We start from the raw sequence: 17,190 nt of genomic DNA on the forward strand, positions 1-17,190 counted from the left end.
GGGTGGTGGGGGACTCGGAGCCGGACGTGGGCGGAACCCGCCGAGCCTAGGTGCGGGCGATGTCGGCGCAGTGACATCGGCCCCGCGCCGGCAGCCGCGTCACGCAGGGGCCACCGGCGATTCACGCGTCTGCCACAGAGCCTGTCTAGAGTGCCGCGCTTGAACTTCTCCATGGGGCTGGCCCGCGCGGCCGGCGCGCTTGTGCAAGCACTTTCAATGGTCCAGCGGCAGTGGCCCGTCGCGGCGGTCCTCGCGGCGGCACTCGGGACCGCCGGGGTGCTGGGCGCACTGGCGGCGCTGTCGGGTGAACTGGCCCTGCTGGTCGGCCTGCTGGCGATCGTGTCGGTGATCGTCTTCATGCTGCACCGCTTCGGCATCTGGTGGATGTGCCTGCTGTTCCCGCTGTCGCAGACCGTGCTCGTGCCGCGCCAGGTCATGGGCATCACGGGCCTGAACCCCGTCAACCTGATCACGCTGGCCACCGTCGGCTCGCTGCTGCTGGCCTGGGTCGGGGCGCGCCTGCAGCACCGGCCTTTCCAAGGCCTCTTTCTGCCGAAGCCGATGCTGTGGCTCTACGTGGTGCCGATCGGCCTGGCAGCCGCGCACGGGGCAATGTCGATGCATCTGATCCCGGCCTACTTCCACGACATCCGCGCGATCTCGTTCGACAGCGTGCCGAGCTACCTGCGCGACGTGTACATGCGGCCGATGATCCTGGTGCTCTTCAGCCTGATGGTGGGCACGGTGTTCCGGGCCGCCGACAAGGCCCACATCTACATCGTGCCGGCCATGATCGCGGGCCTGGTGATGTGCGCGCTCGAAGTGTTCGTGATCGCCACGTCGGGCTTGAGCCTGACGGCGCTGGCCTCGTCGAGCGCCCGGGGCGTGCTGTCGGTGTCAGGCATGCACGCCAACGAGATCGGCCTGATGCTCAACTGCGCGCTCGCGTTGTCGCTGTTCGGCATGCGCGGGGCCACCGGCCTGGCCCGCATCGCCTTGCTGGCCTGCAGCGCGGTCTTCGTCTGCGGCGTGATGCTGACGTTCTCGCGCGGCGGCCTGCTGGGGCTCACGGTGATCCTGGTGAGCTTTCTGCTGAATGCCAACAGCCCGCGCTCGGCCGTCGCCGCGGTCGCCCTGGCCGCCCTGGTGGTGGCCTTGCTGCCTTCGGCGGTGGTCGAGCGCGCCAGCCACGGCGTCGCGGTCGGTGACCGCAGCGCCATCTCGGCCGGCCGCGCCGACATCATCTGGCCGCAGCTGATCCCGGTGGTCTTCGAGTCGCCGCTGGTGGGCGGGGGGCTGATGTCGATGCTGTGGTCGGCACCCGCGCGCAGCGGGCAGATATCGGTCGCGCAGCCGCACAACGCCTACCTCGGCCTCGCGCTCGACTTCGGCCTGCTCGGCGCCATGGCGCTGATGGCGTTCTTCTTCTGGGCCTGGCGGCAGATGCGCCAGGCCAGCCACGACGCGCACACGCCCTTCTACAAGCACTTCTTCGCCGGTGCCTCGGTGACCATTCCGCTGCTCTTCGCGCAGGGCATCAGCGACGACCGCTTCACCCCCACCACGACGCAGATGTTCATGTGGTTCGGCATCGGCGCGGCCCTGGGGTACCGCAGGTTCTTGCAGCAGCGGGCGAGCGATGCCGAGCCCGTCGCCGCGCCGCGCGCACCGCACCCATGAACGCCCCCGATCCCTTCAAGCCCGCCCCCCGGCTGTGCTTCGTGAACCTCAACGCCTACCCGGCCCTGGTGCCGGGCTTCGAGCAGCACCACATCGGGGGCGAGGAGGTCCAGCACAGCCTGCTGTCCACCCTGCTCGCGGCCCAGGGCTTCGACGTCAGCCTCGTCACCAGCGACTTCGGCCAGACCGACGGCCAGCGGGTCGCGGGCGTGCGGGTCTTCGCCGGCTTCAAGGCCTCGGCCGGCGTGCCGGTCGTGCGTTTCGTGCACCCACGCTGGACAGGCCTGCACGCCGCGCTGCGCCGTGCCGACGCCGACGTGTACTACGTGTCGTGCGCGGGGGCGCTGGTCGGGTGGGTAGGCTGGTTCGCACAGCGCCACGGTCGCCGCGTCGTGTTTCGCGTGGCGTCAGACACCGACTGCGACCCGGCTCGCCTGCTGGTGCCCACCGCGCGCGACCGCTGGCTCTACCACTACGGCCTGCGACGCGCCGATGCCGTGCTGGCGCAGACCGAAGCCCAGCAAACCCTGCTGCAGCAGAACTACGGCATCGACTCGCAACTGGCGCCAATGCTGCTGCAGGTGCCCTCGCCGCCCCTGCCCCACCCCGGCCGCGACATCGACGTGCTGTGGGTCGCCAACCTTCGCGCGCTGAAACGCCCCGAGCTGTTTGCCGAAGCCGCACGCCGCCTGCCGCAGTACCGCTTTCACCTGGTGGGCGGCGCCATGGACAAAGAGATGCACGTGCATCGCGCCCTCGCCGCGCAGGCGCAGGGCATCCCGAACCTGACGCTGCATGGCCGCCAGGGCTACCGCGACACGCTGGCGCTCTTCGACCGCGCACGCCTGTTCGTCAGCACCTCGCTCATCGAAGGCTTTCCGAACACCTTCTTGCAAGCCTGGGCGCGCGAGGTGCCGTCGGTCTCGTTCTTCGACCCCGACGGGCTCGTGTCGCGGCATGGCCTGGGGCTTCACGTCGGTTCGCTCGACGCGCTGGTCGAGGGCATTCGCCAGCTGCACGAAACGCCCGCGCGGCTGGCACAGGCCGCGCAGGCCTGCGGCGCCTTCATGCGGCAGCACTATGCGCACGAGCGCCTGCTGTCGCCGTACGTCAAGGCCTTCCACGATGTGGCCAGCGCGGGGCAGAACGCGCGATGAAGACCACCGACACACGGGTCGACGTGGTGCTGAATTCGCTCGGCATCGGCGGCGCCGAGCGCCACACCATCGCGCTGGCCCAGGCGCTTTCGGTGCATGGCTTCGCGGTGCGCTTGGTCGCGCTGTCGAAGGCACCGAGCCCCGCGCGACCCGCCTCGCCCGGCGTGCTCGCCGAGGCCATCGAGATCGACCGCCGCGGGCCCTTCGATGCGCGCGCGCTGGGGGCCTTCCGCCGTCTGGTGCGCGCCGACCCGCCGCACGTCACGCTGACCGTCAACCAGTACCCGCTGGCCTTCGTCGTGGCGGCGACGCCCTGGGGCTTGCGCGCGCCGATCCTGCAGGTCATGCACACCATCGAGTTGCCTCACGGCGACAACGCGGTGAAGCGCGCGCTCTACCCCCGCCTGCTGCGCCGGCCGGCGGCCATTGCCTACGTGTGCGAACTGCAGCGCCAGCACTGGCGGCAGCGCGGCGTCCAGGCACGGCCCGACCACTGCGTGCACACCGGGGTGGACCTCACGCGCTTTCAGCCGGCCGGCCTCGCCGTGCGAAGCGGCGCGCGGCAGCGCTTCGGCTTGCCTGACGACGCTTTCGTGGTCGGCCTCTGCGCCGTGCTGCGGCCAGAAAAGCGGCACGACCTGCTGCTCGGTGCCGTCGCCCGGCTGAACCGCGAAGGCCGCCACGTGCATGCGCTGCTGATCGGCGACGGCCCCGAGCGCGCGCGCATCGAGGCGCAGGCGGCCCAACTCGGCATTGAGCGCCGCGTCACCATCACCGGCTACCAGCAAGATGTCATCCCCTGCATCGCGGCCGCCGATGCCATGGCCCTGGTGTCCGACTACGAGGCGTTCTCCATCGCCATCCTCGAAAGCATGGCCCTGGGCCAACCGGTCGTCGCCACCGACGCGGGCGCCGTGGCCGAGCAGATCACCGACGGGGTCGATGGTTTCGTCACGCCCAAGGGCGACGAGGCCGCACTGGCCCGCGCGCTGGCCCGCCTGTGCGACGACGCCGACCTGCGCGCGGCCCTCGGTGCGCGGGCCTTGCACACCGTGCAGTCGCGTTTCGACGCGCGCGCGATGAACGAGAAGTTCATTCGCATCGTCGGCGACCTGGCGGCACATGCGCCACCGGCCCGCCGCACCGCAGGCCACCCCGCGTGAGCCGGCGCGCCACGTTGTGGCTCGGCCTGGCGAACGCGGCCGAGTTCGCCACGCAGCTCGCCCTGCCGGCGCTGCTGGTGCGCTCGCTCAGCCCCGACGAGTTCGGCGGCTACCGCCTGCTGTGGCTGGTGGCGCAAACGTCGGCGACCGTGCTGTCGCTCAACATGGCGCTCAACCTGCTGTACGTGGCGCCCCGTCACCGGCATGAAGACCGGGGCCGGCTGGCCGGCAACGTGTTCGCCTACCTGGCGGCCGCCGGGGCGCTGGCCGCGCTGCTGGCGGGCAGCCTGGGCCACCACCTGCAAGACCCGGCGCGCGGCCATGCGGTGGCGCCATGGTTGCTGGGGCTGTTCGCCGCGCTGTGGATGGTCTCGCTGCCCTTCGACACCATCGCACTGGTGGCCGGGCGGCCGAAGACGCAGGCCTTGTTCTTCGCCGGGCAGTCGCTGGTGCGCATGGCGCTGCTGGGCGCCACCGCGTGGTGGGCGCGCGACCTGGCCGCGCTGGCCCTCGCGATGGTCGCGCTGGCCGCCCTGCGCGTGGCCGTGGCTGCCGTGTACGTGCACCGCAGCGGGTTCTTCCCGGCGGTCGGCGTGAACCTCGCCCTCGCCCGCTCGCAACTGCAGCACGGCCTGGGCTTCGGCATCGGTTCCAGCCTCTTCGTGCTGCGCAGCCAGACCGACATTTGGATCACTGCGGCCCTGTTCAACCCCGTCGGCGTGGCGACCTTCGCCATCGCGGTGACCGTTGGGCCGGTCATCGGCGCGTTGAAGCAGTCGTTCACCCAGGCCAGCGTGTCGCGGGTGGCGCAGCTCGTCGCGCAGGGCGACCCGGGCAGCGCGCTGGCGCTCAACAGCAAGGCCAACCTGGGCGCGGCGCTGCTGCTGTTTCCGTTCGTCGGGGCCTTCGTGCTGGCGGCGCCCGATGCCATCGCGTGGGTCTACACGGCGGCTTTCGCCGACGCCGCGCTGCCCGCGCGCCTGTACGCGGTGGCACTCGCCGCCTGCGTGCTCGAACTGACGCCGGTGGTTCAGTCGCTGGGCCACGGCCGCTTCGTGCTGCGTTCGAACGCGGCGCTGCTGCTGCTCAGCGCAGGCACGTCATGGCTGGGCGGCAGCCTCGCCGGCATCGCGGGGGTGACCGCCGGCAGTGCGCTGGCCTTGTGGACGGGCACCGCGCTCAACCTGGCGCACGTCGCCCGGTGCACGGGCCTGCCGGTGGCGGCCCTGCAACCGTGGCGTGAACTCGGGGGGCTGGCCGCGCTGGCAGCCGTGGCCACGGCGCTGGCGGGTGCGCTGCCCTTGCCGGCGGCGCTGCAGGGCTCGGCCGCCACGCGGGCCCTGGCGCACGGGCTGGTGTTCAGCGCCGTGTATGCGCTGCTGGCCTTGCTGACGCCGCAGGCCCGGCGCCTTTACCGGGCGCACCTGTTCCGGCGTTGAGGTTTGCGCCGCCGCGCAGCCGTCTCAAGACGCTGCCGCGGTCTTCACCCCGGCGAGCCGCGCACGCACGTCGGGCGACACCGCTTCGAGCAGCGACTTGACGAAGCCGTCGTGCACCGCGTAGCTCGACGCCGCATCGGGCGTCACGCTCGACACCCGCACCAGCATGCCGTCGGGGATGCGGCCCGTGAGCCCGTAGCCGATCTGCGCCACCAAGCGCTCGGCGCGGCCGGTGGCCACGTGCTGGCCCATCGTGAACCAGTACGAGATGGGCTCCGAGCGGCGGCCCTTCTGCGCGTGGACGCGGACGAGATCGACGCTGGTGCCGCGGTACGACAAGGCATCGGTGCGCACGTTGCGGATGGCGAAGCCCTGCGCCGCGTAGCAGACCTCCTGGCGGTGCGCCTTGAGGCTGTCCGACTGGTCGCCGCCATAGGCGATGACCAGCATCACGCGCTGGCCGGCCTGGTTGACGTAGGCCCGCGACACGATCTGGTCGTAGATCTTGTCGAGGTTGGCCTGCACGTCGGGCGTGGGGGCGATGGGCACGACCTCGGGGTCGATGCGCCAGTCACCGAATTGCGAAGGGATCAGCCCATTGAGCTGGAAGCTCGGGTCGGGCGTCGCCACCGGCCGCATCGAGTGCGACAGCAGGGCACAGCCCAGCATCGCCGCCCCGGCGACCCACGGAACGGCTTTGCGCAGCATGGAGGTTTCTTTCATGGGGTAGAGACCGAAGCGCCGCGCCCGAACAGGCGCAGCAACAGCCAGTCGAGCGTGATCAGCGCGACCAGCCCGAAGACGAACAGCAGCACGCCCGAGGCGTTGTGCAGAAAGCCCTGCCCCACGTCGTCGCCGAAGTGGTAGGTCAGCAGGATCAGCACCATCACCCGCACGATGTTGGCCGCGATCGCGATGGGCACGATGGCCAGCAGCAGCGCGAGGTTGCGTGCCCAGCCCGGCTTGAAGGTCAGGTGCATGTACAGCAGGCCCAGCGCCGCCAGCGAATAGATCGAGTTCAGGCCCGAGCACGCGTCGGCCACCAGCATGCGGTAGACGCCGATCGAGATGACCACGCCGTCGCGCGCGATCGGGTAGCCCGCGTGATAGAGCATCAGCTCGGCCGCGACCGACACGTACTGCTTCAGGTTCGACGTGAGCGCGACGATCACGAAGCCCGGCAGCGGCACCATGAACACCAGGAAGAAGAGCGGAAACCACAGCAGCCGCACCGCCGCCGGGCCCCAGGTCAGCAACAGCGCCCCGGCGATGATGGGCATGTGCCCGCTGACCTCGAACAGCGGCAGGTTCTGCGCCCGGCCGACGAAGTAGAGAAACAGCCCGAGGCCGAGGCTCGCGCTGCCCGCCGCGACAGCCGGTGCCGCGGGCAGTGCCGCGAGTGCGTCCTTGGCGCGCCACACCAGCCACCAGAACACCGCCACGACGACGATGCCGTGCTCGTAGGCCTCGTCGTTCCACAAGGTGTCGTGCAACCGCACATACGTCGGCACCAAGAGGGCCGCCAGCCCCAGCGCCACCGGAATCCAGGCCTGGAGGCGCGGCGGTGGGCCCTGCACGGGCACCGAATCGAGAACTGCGGACATGGATGGACTTTCTGGTTGAACGCGGCGCTGAGACGCTCAGCCCCTCAGCGCTCGTTGATGACCGCGCCCAGCACTTCGACGCTGTGGCGACCCAGTTGCTCGGCGAGACGCTGCACATCCGCCAGGCGCGTGCGGTTGCGGCGCGTCACCAGCAGGCAGCCGCTGGCACGCACCGCGGCGGTGATGGCTTCGCTGAACTGCGCCGCGGGCGGCGTGTCGATCAGCACGAAGGCATAGCGCTGCACCAGCTTGCCCAGCAGCAGGCCGAAGGCCCGGCGCTCCAGCAGCGCCACCCCGTCGGCGTGCACCGGTCCGGCCGGTAGCACGTGCAGCCTCGGGTTGCCCCGCACCGCCCGGATGGGCGCGCGCGACACCTGCTGCGAGAGGTAGCTGCTCAAGCCGGTGTGGTTCTCGACACCGAAGACGCTGTGCATCGAGGGCTTGCGCAGGTCGGCGTCGATGACGAGGGTGTCTTCGTCCATCTGCGACAGCAGCACCCCGAGGTTCGCGCAGACGTGGGTCCGCCCTTCCCCTTCGCCGTGGCTGACGACCGCCAGCGTGCGCTGCTCGGGCTCGCCGCCGAACCAGCGCAACATCAGTTGCGAGCGCACCGCGCGCAGCACCTCGCCCTGCGCGTCGCGCGGGCGCCCGGGGGGCGCCAGTTCAGCCGCGGCGTCGTCGATGGCGGGCACGAAGTCCACGTCGAACTGGTGCGCCAGCGCAAGGTCGATGTCGGCCCGCGCCACGAGGCCGAGGGCCACCGCCACCTCGCCGAAGCGGCGCGGCGCGGCCTGCGACTGCTGGGCCAGCACGTGCTCGACGTGCCGGTTGTCCAGGCGCCCCAGCTCCACGAGGATGCTGCCCAGCCGGTGCCCCTGGGCCACGGACATCGCATCGGCCTCGTGCCCCTCGCCACCCGCGCGGGGCATCGCCACCACCGGCTCTTCGCCGGCGGCCGGCGCGATCTTCAAACTGCGTGCCATGTGATCACGCCCCCTGCACGGTGACAGGCTCGGCGGCCGTCCACCCCAGCGCCTTCGTGCGGGGTGGCCGCGAACGCGGCAGCGAGCCCAGCACCATCAGCTTCAGGCCGGCCTCGAGGTCTTGCGCCGAACGGATGCGGCGGTCCACCAGCTCGACCAGCAACGCAGCGCCCAGCCCCAGCAGCAGGCCGACGATGGCACTGAGCAGGATGTTGCGACGCACCTTCGGGCTCGACGGCACGGCGGGCACGGCGGCCGCGTTCAGCACATAGGCGTTGGCCTGCGTGTTCTGGCTTTCGAGCCGGTTCTGCGCCAGGCGCTGAAGCGCCACCTCGAACACGCGTTGCGCGTTTTCGGCCTCACGCATCAGCGTGTGCATCTCGTCGCGCTGCGCCTTGATTTCGAGCACACGCTCTTTTTGCGCGAGCATCACGCGGCGCAGCTCGGCCACACGCCGCTCCTGCCCGTTCGAGATGCTGTTGACGCTGCCGTTGGCGTTGCGCAGCTCGGCATCGAGCCGCTCGCGCAGGCTGGCGACCTCGGCTTCGAGCCGCTCACGCGTCGGGTGGGCCGCGCCCATGTGTTCCGAGGCCTGCTGCAAGCGCGTTTCGGCGCGCAGCAGTTCGGTGCGCAGGTTCTGCACGACCGGGGTCGATCCGATCTCGGGCAGGCTGCGCACGTCGGGCTGGCCGACCTGCGAGCGCGTGCGGGCGTCCACCGCCTGCGATTGCGCCACCGAGAGCTGCTGCGACAGCTCGGCCAGCCGCGCGCTTTCGATGTCGAGCCGCTCGTCGCTGGCGACGATGCCGTTGCGCTGCTGGTAGGCCGATACCTTGGCCTGCGCCTGCTCGGCGTCGGCCCGCAGGCTCTTGAGCTGTTCGTCGAACCAGCTCGCGTACAGCTTGGACGGCTGGTTGCGCAATTCGAGGTTGGTGGCGATGTAGGCCGTCGCGAAGGCATCGACGACCTGGGCCGCGAAGCGCGGCTCGCTGCCGGTGAAGCTGAGGGTGACGACCGAGCTTTCACGGGCCGGCTTGACTTCGAGGTTCTTGGTCAGCAGGCCCGCGAAATAGTCTTCGACCGTGCCGACGCCCTGGGTCGCCTCTTGCCACTGCTGGCGCGCGAGCGGGCTGCGCTCGATGCCGAGCGTGCGCACCACGGCGCGCGCCACGCGCTCGCTCTGCAGCACATCGACCTGCGTGGCCATGTAGGTCATCGACGCCACTTGCGAGTTGACGTTCGCGGCGCCGAGCACATCGGTCATGCGCGGCTCGATCACCATCGTCGTGCTGGCGGTGTACTGCCGCGGCAGCAGGGCCATGACCAGCGCGGTGGCAGACACCATCGCACCGCACACCAGCACGACCACCCACCAGCGGGCGATCATGATCCGCATGAGCTGTTGAACGTTCACGTCGGGTTTCCTTGGTTGCTCAAAACAGGCTGGCGCGGACCTGCACCACGTCGTCGGGTTCGAGCCGCGTCGCGAGTTCGGCGTCGAGCGTGACCAGCGCGCCGTCGGTGCCACGGCGCGTGATGCGCACGCCGCGCTCGGTGCCGCGCGGCGTCAGCCCGCCGCTGGCCGACAGCGCCTGCATCACCGTCATGTCACGCTCCAGCCGCTGCATGCCGGGGCGCTGCACCTCGCCGTAGATGTAGAAGGCCGGCGCTCGATGCACGAAGAGCACGTCGCCGGGTTGCACCGCCACGTCCTGGGCACGCGAAGCGCCGGGGCGAAACATCTGCACCAGATCGACCTCGATGTTGCGCACCGCGCCGTTCTCGATGCGGCTGAGCACCGCCGTCTCGGCCCCCCCGGCGCCCACGCCCCCGGCCTGCGCCAAGGCACCGCTCACGGTGTAGGCCATGTCCAGCACGTACTGCCCGGGGCGGTTGACGTGCCCCAGCACCGCCACCTGCTGGCTGCGAAAGCTCATCAGCGACACGCTCACCTGCGGGCGGCGCAGCACGTTCTTCTGTTCGAGCCCCTGCGCGATCATCTGCTCGACCTCAGCCGTCGTGCGACCGCCCACGGCCATCTCGCCGAGGAAGGGGTAGGTGATGCGGCCCTGGCCATCGACGCGGGTTTCCAGCTGCAGCTCGGCGTTCTGGAACACGCTGATCCGCAGTTGATCGCCGGCGCCGAGCGTCAGGGTCTTGCCGGCCACCGGCAGTTGCGGCTGTGCGGCCCCCACCGGCCAGCCGGTCGCCAGGCAGAGCAGCAGCAGCCATGCGTGCAAGGCACGCAGCAATCGGTTCTTCATGGGTGCCCCTGCGCTGCGCTCAGCGCAGGCCCGCCACGCCCTTGTCCAGCGCGGGTGTCGCAGCGTCGGGGCCCGAGCCACTGCTGTTGGCCGGTGCGGCGGCCACGGGGGCCGAGGCCGAGTCTGCAGCCGCGGCGGGCCCGGTCTTCAGCGCGGCCAGCTTGGCGAATTCGCCCACGTATTCGATCTTGGCCGTGTCGCGCAGGCGCTTGAGTTCGGCGCGCGCCAGCTCGTCGCGCTTGCGCGTGCCCAGGTACTGCTCGATCAGCGGCGCGGCCTTGGCCTCGTCGATCGGCTGCGCCTGAGACGCCAGCACCTGCAGCACCGTGGCCTTGCCATTGCTGGCGAAGACTTCGATCTCACCGTCTTTCAGCGTGCTGATGCGCGCCACGTGGTCCAGCGGCAGCTGCTCGGCGCCACGCACGGCCGAGTTGGCGGCCGCCTGGAACTTGTTCGTGCGCAGCCAGGCGGCCACGTCGTTCATGTTCTTCGTGGACTTGACGAAGGTCTTCAACTCTTCGACGCGGTCGGCCGTGATGTCGGTCGCCAGCTCTTGCAGGCGGTAAACGCGGCGCTGGGCAAACAGGGCCGGGTTCTCGGCGTAGTACTTCTTGACCTCTTCTTCGCTGGGCCGCGCCTGCGCCGTCAGCGTCTTCTGCAGGTAGGCCTGCGCGAGGATCTGCGTGCGGTTCTCTTCCATCGCCGCCAGCACGTCGGGGTCGCGGTCGAGCTTCTTCTCCATGGCCTGCTGCATCAGCAGCTTCTGGTCGATCAGGCCTTCGACGATCTGCTTGCGTGCCTGGTCGATCTGCTCGGGGGCCACGCCCTGCATGCGCTGCAGCTGCCCGTTCACCTGGTGCACCGACAGCTCGCCGTCGTTGACCTTCACGGCCACCTGCGACGCGGTCTTCTTTTCCTTGTCGGCACCCGAACAGGCAGTCAGCAAGGCCACACCCAGCAGGGCGACAGAAAAGCGCAATGAAGAAGACATGGCGAGGCGATTCAAGCAATTGGAGAAGCCGCGACCATATCGAGCGCCAATGAAGAATCCGTGTCAAACGGGTGGCCGTGCTCGACGCCGCACCGCGCATTCGCGGGATGCCGGCCCACCCATGAGCCGTTCGGCTCATGGCCACCGCCCAACGCCACCGACCCCGCCGCGCCGGGGTGCCATGGTCCGAACGGATGCAGTCGAGTAACTGCACTGTCATCCCCCCGGCGGATCATTTTTCTTCCAACAACAAACGTGTGCATCCACACGAAAAGCCATGGGGACGGAGGACTTCCCGGCGTGTACCGCCGACGCAGGCGCGGCCTGGCCACCGACGCGGCACGGCATGCCGCACCACCGATTCACCGGACCCGGTTCACCGCCATGCGCACCGTGACATCTCCCGCATGCCCCACCGCGGCGCCGCCGCGTGGATCGATCCGCTGGTACTGGAACCGGTTGCGAGTCATGGAAACGCTTGAACTGCCCTACCGCGCCGCCACCGCCCTCGGCAACTGCGCGGACCGCACGCTGGCCCGCGTCGGCGCGCTGACCCCCGAGCCGCGCCTGCGCTCGCAGCCCCCGGCCTCGTGGCTCGCCGAGACGACGCCCGCGGTGGACGCCGAGCGCTACCTGCGCGAGGCCGATGCGCTCGCGCTCGGCGTGCTGACAGACCTGCAAGGCCAGCCCGTTGAGCTGGGCGCCGCGCCCCAGTGGCAGCGCGCAGCGCGCAGCCCGGCCGACGACGTGCGCCATGCGATGGAGCTGCACCGCCACGGCCACCTGGTCCGCCTGGCCCAGGCCTGGCGCCTGAAAGGCGACGAGCGCCACCTGGCCGCTGCGCTGCGGCACCTGGACAGCTGGCTCGACCAGTGCCCCTTCCCCCAGGGCGTGGCCTGGGCCTCGGCGCTCGACGTGGCGCTGCGCCTGATCAACTGGTCGATCACCTGGCAACTGCTCGACGGGCACCGCATCGGGGGCGTGGTGCCCGAGGCGCTGCGCAGGCGCTGGGTCGCCAGCGTCTACCTGCACGCACGCTTCATCCGGCAGAACAAGTCGCGCTACTCGTCGGCCAACAACCACCTGATGGGCGAGCTGCTCGGCCTGGTCGTGGCGCAGGCCACGTGGCCCTTGTGGCCCGAGGTCGTGCGCTGGGGCGTGGCCGCACGCCGCGCGGTGTGCGTCGAGGCGATGCGCCAGGTGCACGCCGACGGCACGGGCGCAGAGCAGGCCTCCTGGTACCAGGGCTTCGTGTTCGAGCTGCTGGCGCTCTTCGTGCACATCGAGCGCGCGCAGGGCCATGGGGTCGATGAGCGGGTGCTGCGGCGCATGGGCGCGATGGCCCGCTTCGCGGCGGCCTTGCGCGACCGCCACGACCGCACATCGCACCACGGCGACGCCGACGGCGCACATGCGCTGGCACTCGGCTTCCGCGACGACGACGCGCTCGACCGCCTGCTGACCCTGGCCGTCGCGCTGGACATCGCCCCCGCGCTGCGCCCGCTGATCCACCGCCCGAGCGACACCGCGGCCTGGCTGCTGGGACGCCCCGCCGATGCGTGGCCGCCGTACCGCGCCGCGCAACGTGCCGAGGCCCGCGCCGCGCTGCCGCACGCGTTTCCAGACGGTGGCTACTACCTGCTCGGCAGCCGCTTCGGCGAAGCCGACGAAGTGCTGATGACGGTGGATGCCGGCCCGCTGGGCTACCTGGGCATCGCCGCGCACGGGCATGCCGATGCGTTGTCGCTGCGCCTGTCGGTCGCGGGCCAGCCGGTGCTGGTGGACCGCGGCACCTGCGTCTACAACACCGAGCCGGCGTGGCGGCGCTTCTTCCGCGGCACGCTGGCCCACAACACCGTCTGCGTCGATGGCTGCGACCAGTCGGAATACGGCGGTCCGTTCCTGTGGCTGCGCAAGGCGCGCTGCCAGGTCGCCTCGTTCGCCAGTCTCGACGGCGCCGGGCACCTGGACGCCTCGCACGACGGCTACCTCGACCTGCCGCACGGCCTCATCCACCGCCGCCGGATCGACTGGCTCGGCGCCTCGCGCCACTTCATCGTGACCGACGCGCTGGTGGGCAACGGGCGCCACGACATCGCCATCGCCTGGCATTTCGATCCGTCCTGCCAGGTCGTGCTTCAGGGCGACGCCGCCCACGTGCGGGCCGGCGACGTGACGCTGCGGCTGCGCCTGCAAGACAGCCCGGTGCCCGGCACGTGGACGCTGCACCACGGCGACGCCGACTCGATGCTGGGCTGGCATTCGCCCTCATTCGGCCTTCGCGTGCCCGCGCCAACGCTCGTGTGGCGCGGCGCCATCCACGGGAGCACGAGCTTCGTGACCCGCATCGACATCAACCACCCAGGGGAAAGCCATGCGTCAGACGATTCTCGGCTGTGAGGTCGATAACCTGTCCATGCACGAGACGCTCGACCGCGTCGGTGAACTCATCGCCACCGGCCGCCCGCACCAGCACGTGGTCATCAATGCCGACAAGGTCGTCAAGGCCGCGCGCGACCCGGCCCTGGCCCGCATCATTTCGCGCTGCGACCTCATCAACGCCGACGGCATGCCCGTGGTCTGGGCCTCGCGGCTGCTCGGCGCGCCGCTGAAGGAACGCGTCACGGGCGTGGACCTGTTCTTCGCCTTGCTCGAACGCGCCGAGGCCCGGGGCTGGCGCATCTACTTTCTGGGCGCACGCGAAGAGGTGGTCAGCGAAGTCGTCAGCCGCGCCCGGCAGCGCCACCCCGGCTTGCAGATCGCCGGCCACCGCAACGGCTACTGGACGCCCGAAGAAGAACAAGGCGTCGTCGATGCGATCACCGCGACCCAGCCGCACATCCTTTTCGTGGCCATCAACTCGCCGCGCAAAGAAGAATTCCTGGCGCGCTACCAGCAGCAGATGCGGGTGCCTTTCGCCATGGGCGTGGGCGGCACCTTCGACGTGATGGCCGGGCTCACCAAGCGCGCCCCGGTCTGGATGCAGCGCAGCGGCTTCGAGTGGTTCTACCGCTTCCTGCAAGAGCCACGGCGCATGTTCCGCCGCTACTTCATCGACGACATGGGCTTCTTCTGGCTGCTGGCCCTGGCCATGGCCGACCGCTGGCGCGGCCGGGCGCTCGCCAGCCGGGGCTGAGAAGGTGTGAACGAACCCGCCATGGCCGCGCGCCGGCGCATCGTGATGATGGGCACCGACTTTGGCCAGCAGGGCGGCGTGTCGGCGGTGCTCAGCGCCTGGCGCGACGCCGGCCTGCTCGACGCATGGGGCGTGGAGTTCATCCCGACGCACCGGTCTGCCGGGCGCTGGCACAAGGCCGGCCTCGCGCTCGCGGCATGTGCCCGCCTGGCGGCCCTGCTGGTGAGCGGCCAGGTCGCGGCGCTGCATGTGCATGTGTCGTCGAGCGCCAGCTTCGTTCGCAAGCTGCCGCTCTTTCTGATGGCGTTCGCGGCGGGTCGCCCCCTGGTCATGCACGTGCATGGCGGCAACTTCATCGGCTTTCACCGCGACGCCAGCGGCCCCGTGCGCAGGGCCATCGACCTGTGCCTGCGCCGCGCGCACACGGTGGTGGCACTGTCGCCGAGCTGGGCGCGCCGGCTGTCCGATCTTAGCGGCCGACCCGTGGCCTGCATCGTCAACCCGGCGCCTGAACCCGGCCCTGCCGCAGCGACCGCCACCGCTGCAGCAGCCCCGCGCGTGCTCTTCATGGGCCACCTGCTGCGCGAGAAAGGCGTGTTCGACCTGCTGGAAGCTTTCGCCCAGGTGAGCCAAACACACCCGGAAGCGACGCTCGACTTCGCCGGCGTCGGGCTGGCGGACGAACTGCGTGCGCGGGCCTGCGCGCTCGGCCTCGGCGAGCGGGTGCACCTGCATGGCTGGGTGCACGGCGCGCGCAAGGACGAGCTGCTCTCGCAATGCGCCCTGCTCGTGCTGCCGTCTTACATGGAAGGCATGCCGGTCAGCATCCTCGAAGCCATGAGCCACGGGCGGCCCGTGGTGGCCACCGCGATCGGCGGCATTCCCGATCTGGTCGAAGACGGCGTGACCGGCCAACTGGTGGCCCCGGGCCAGCCCGCGCAACTGGCCAAGGCCATCAGCGCCTGGTTGGCCGACCCGCAGGCCCGGCAGCGCGCCGGCCTCGCAGCGCACGAGGCCGTGCGCGAGCGCTTCAGCCTGGCGACGGTCGCGCGGCAACTCGGGCAGGTGTACCGCGGCCTCGGCCTCGCATCCACCGCACCGCTGCACGCCCCCGTGAAAACCCACGAACGCTGAGCCGCACAGGCCAAACGGCTCAAGGGTCGCCGCTTCGCGCCATGACCATGACACCCCCGCAGGCAAGCATCGCAGGCTGACTTCCCTCGGAGACATCCATGACAGACACCACGGCAAAAGCCTCGCGCCGCAGCCTTCTCAAGACCGGTGCCGGCCTGGCCGCCGCGCCTTTCGTCACCACCTTCGGCCTGATGGCTGCGCACCAGGCGCAGGCCCAGGTGGCCGGCTGCGCACGCCGCAGCAGCATGGTCGCCAGCCCCTATGGCACCGTGGCCCCGGTGGCCGACCTCACCACCGGCCTGTCGCTGCTGCAACTGCCGCCGGGCTTCAGCTACCGCTCGATGGGCTGGCGCGACGACATGATGTCCGACGGCCGCCTGAGCCCGGCCGGGCATGACGGCATGGGCGTGGTGCGCTCGCGCCGCGTCGGCCGCAGCACCGAGCTCACGCTGATCCGCAACCACGAGCTGGGCACCACGGCGCCGGCCAGCCTGCGCCTGTTCAACGCGCCGGTGTACGACCACTCGGGCACCGGCAACCTGCCCTCGGGCGGTGTGTCGATCCTCACCGTGCGCGACGGCCACCTGGTGGACGTGCGCCCCGGCCTCGCCGGCACGCTGACCAACTGCGCCGGCGGCGTCACGCCCTGGGAAACCTGGCTGACCTGCGAAGAGACCACCAGCAACCGCACCAGCGTGGGTGGCCGCAAGCACGGCTACGTGTTCGAGGTGAGCCCGAACCCGGGCGAGACGACGGCCCAGCCGATCGTCGAGATGGGTCGCTTCAGCCACGAGGCCGTGGCCATCGACCCGACAACCAACTTCGCCTACGAGACCGAAGACGCGAACCCCGTGTCGCTGCTGTACCGCTTCGAGCCCGACAACACCAGCGGCGGCGTCAACAGCTACGCCGACGGCGGCGTGCTCAAGGCCGCGCGCATCCGCGCCATCGTCTCGTCGTGCTACGCCACGGTCGAAGAAGCCAACCAGACCGGCTTCGGCGCGCCCTACCTCGGCGACGAGTACGAACTCGAATGGGTCGAGCTCACCAACCCCGACGCCGACCCCACCACCGCCAGCGTCATGGGCACCACGCGCAACGTCAGCGGCCCCTTCGCGCAAGGCTGGGCCCAGGGCTGCGCCCGCATGCTGCGCGGCGAAGGCGTCTGGTACCACGCCGGCAAGATCTATGTCGTGGACACCGCCGCCGGCGCCGAAGGCTGCGTGTGGGAACTGACGCTCGCCACCCAGCGCATCAAGGCCATCTACGTGAGCCAGACCCAACTGGCCGGCAACAACGTGGACAACATCACCGTCAGCCCGCGTGGCGGCATCCTGTGCTGCGAAGACGGCGGCAACAGCAACGACGGCACGCTCGGCAACGGCTCGCGCATGTTCGGCCTGGGCATCGACGGCCAGCCCTACCTGTTCGCCAAGAACAACATGAACTTCACCGCCGCGCAGTACGCCGCTGTGGGCAAGAACCTGCAAGGCGGCACCGGCAACGCGATGGGCAACGAATTCGCGGGCGCCTGCTTCGACCCGTCGGGCCGCACCCTCTTCGTGAACATCCAGACGCCCGGCGTCACCTTTGCGATCACCGGCCCCTGGGCCAACGGCAACCTGTGAGAAAGACCGCC

General features: G+C 70.5%; 14 protein-coding genes. 8 read left to right on the forward strand and 6 right to left on the reverse strand.

What is annotated here, in order from left to right; genetic code table 11:
- Positions 1-159 precede the first annotated feature (159 nt).
- Genes AC1KAT_RS15885 through AC1KAT_RS15900 form a run of 4 tightly spaced genes read left to right on the forward strand, consistent with a single transcriptional unit; the run spans position 160 to position 5,439 of the window.
- Positions 160-1,680: an O-antigen ligase family protein gene (locus AC1KAT_RS15885; RefSeq protein ID WP_480327641.1), complete on the forward strand. Its 1,521-nt coding sequence runs from the start codon at positions 160-162 to the stop codon at positions 1,678-1,680.
- Positions 1,677-2,837 (forward strand): glycosyltransferase family 4 protein, encoded by a 1,161-nt coding sequence (locus tag AC1KAT_RS15890; RefSeq protein WP_480327643.1) that lies wholly within the window; start codon positions 1,677-1,679, stop codon positions 2,835-2,837. Before AC1KAT_RS15885 ends, AC1KAT_RS15890 begins: the two co-directional genes overlap by 4 nt.
- Entirely contained in the window at positions 2,834-4,000 is a 1,167-nt protein-coding gene (locus tag AC1KAT_RS15895; protein WP_480327645.1) for a glycosyltransferase family 4 protein, read from the forward strand. Before AC1KAT_RS15890 ends, AC1KAT_RS15895 begins: the two co-directional genes overlap by 4 nt.
- Positions 3,997-5,439 carry a lipopolysaccharide biosynthesis protein gene (locus AC1KAT_RS15900; RefSeq protein ID WP_480327647.1) on the forward strand — a complete coding sequence of 481 codons (1,443 nt, stop codon included), beginning with the start codon at positions 3,997-3,999 and terminating at the stop codon, positions 5,437-5,439. Before AC1KAT_RS15895 ends, AC1KAT_RS15900 begins: the two co-directional genes overlap by 4 nt.
- 24 nt (positions 5,440-5,463) lie before the next feature.
- Here AC1KAT_RS15900 and epsI read toward each other — a convergent pair whose 3' ends face one another.
- The 6 genes from epsI to AC1KAT_RS15930 are packed head-to-tail and all read right to left on the reverse strand — an operon-like array spanning position 5,464 to position 11,281.
- Entirely contained in the window at positions 5,464-6,147 is a 684-nt protein-coding gene (gene epsI / locus AC1KAT_RS15905) for an exosortase-associated protein EpsI, B-type (protein ID WP_480327649.1), read from the reverse strand.
- Positions 6,148-6,158: 11 nt separating this feature from the next.
- Positions 6,159-7,043, reverse strand: coding sequence for an exosortase B (xrtB, locus tag AC1KAT_RS15910; RefSeq protein WP_480327651.1), 885 nt, complete (start codon positions 7,041-7,043; stop codon positions 6,159-6,161).
- Between the two features lie 44 nt (positions 7,044-7,087).
- The gene (locus AC1KAT_RS15915) at positions 7,088-8,026 is read right to left on the reverse strand and encodes a P-loop NTPase (protein ID WP_480327653.1); all 939 of its coding nucleotides are present in this window, start codon (positions 8,024-8,026) and stop codon (positions 7,088-7,090) included.
- A 4-nt stretch (positions 8,027-8,030) separates the two neighbouring features.
- Positions 8,031-9,440: a chain length determinant protein EpsF gene (epsF, locus tag AC1KAT_RS15920; RefSeq protein WP_480327655.1), complete on the reverse strand. Its 1,410-nt coding sequence runs from the start codon at positions 9,438-9,440 to the stop codon at positions 8,031-8,033.
- A gap of 19 nt (positions 9,441-9,459) precedes the next feature.
- A complete protein-coding gene (gene epsE, locus AC1KAT_RS15925; protein ID WP_480327657.1) occupies positions 9,460-10,290 on the reverse strand; it encodes a polysaccharide export protein EpsE in 831 nt (276 codons plus the stop codon).
- A 19-nt stretch (positions 10,291-10,309) separates the two neighbouring features.
- Entirely contained in the window at positions 10,310-11,281 is a 972-nt protein-coding gene (locus AC1KAT_RS15930; protein WP_480327659.1) for an EpsD family peptidyl-prolyl cis-trans isomerase, read from the reverse strand.
- A gap of 468 nt (positions 11,282-11,749) precedes the next feature.
- Here AC1KAT_RS15930 and AC1KAT_RS15935 point away from each other — a divergent pair, with 468 nt between their 5' ends.
- From AC1KAT_RS15935 to AC1KAT_RS15950, 4 genes are all read left to right on the forward strand, one after another.
- The gene (locus AC1KAT_RS15935; protein ID WP_480327661.1) at positions 11,750-13,681 is read left to right on the forward strand and encodes a heparinase II/III domain-containing protein; all 1,932 of its coding nucleotides are present in this window, start codon (positions 11,750-11,752) and stop codon (positions 13,679-13,681) included.
- Positions 13,656-14,417 (forward strand): WecB/TagA/CpsF family glycosyltransferase, encoded by a 762-nt coding sequence (locus AC1KAT_RS15940; protein WP_480327662.1) that lies wholly within the window; start codon positions 13,656-13,658, stop codon positions 14,415-14,417. The genes AC1KAT_RS15935 and AC1KAT_RS15940 overlap by 26 nt, the downstream gene beginning before the upstream one ends.
- Before the next feature lie 6 nt (positions 14,418-14,423).
- Positions 14,424-15,551 carry a glycosyltransferase family 4 protein gene (locus tag AC1KAT_RS15945; RefSeq protein WP_480327664.1) on the forward strand — a complete coding sequence of 376 codons (1,128 nt, stop codon included), beginning with the start codon at positions 14,424-14,426 and terminating at the stop codon, positions 15,549-15,551.
- 98 nt (positions 15,552-15,649) lie between these two features.
- Entirely contained in the window at positions 15,650-17,179 is a 1,530-nt protein-coding gene (locus tag AC1KAT_RS15950) for a PhoX family protein (RefSeq protein ID WP_480327666.1), read from the forward strand.
- Positions 17,180-17,190 lie beyond the last annotated feature (11 nt).

The organism is Piscinibacter sp. PDB5-1 (assembly GCF_056676035.1).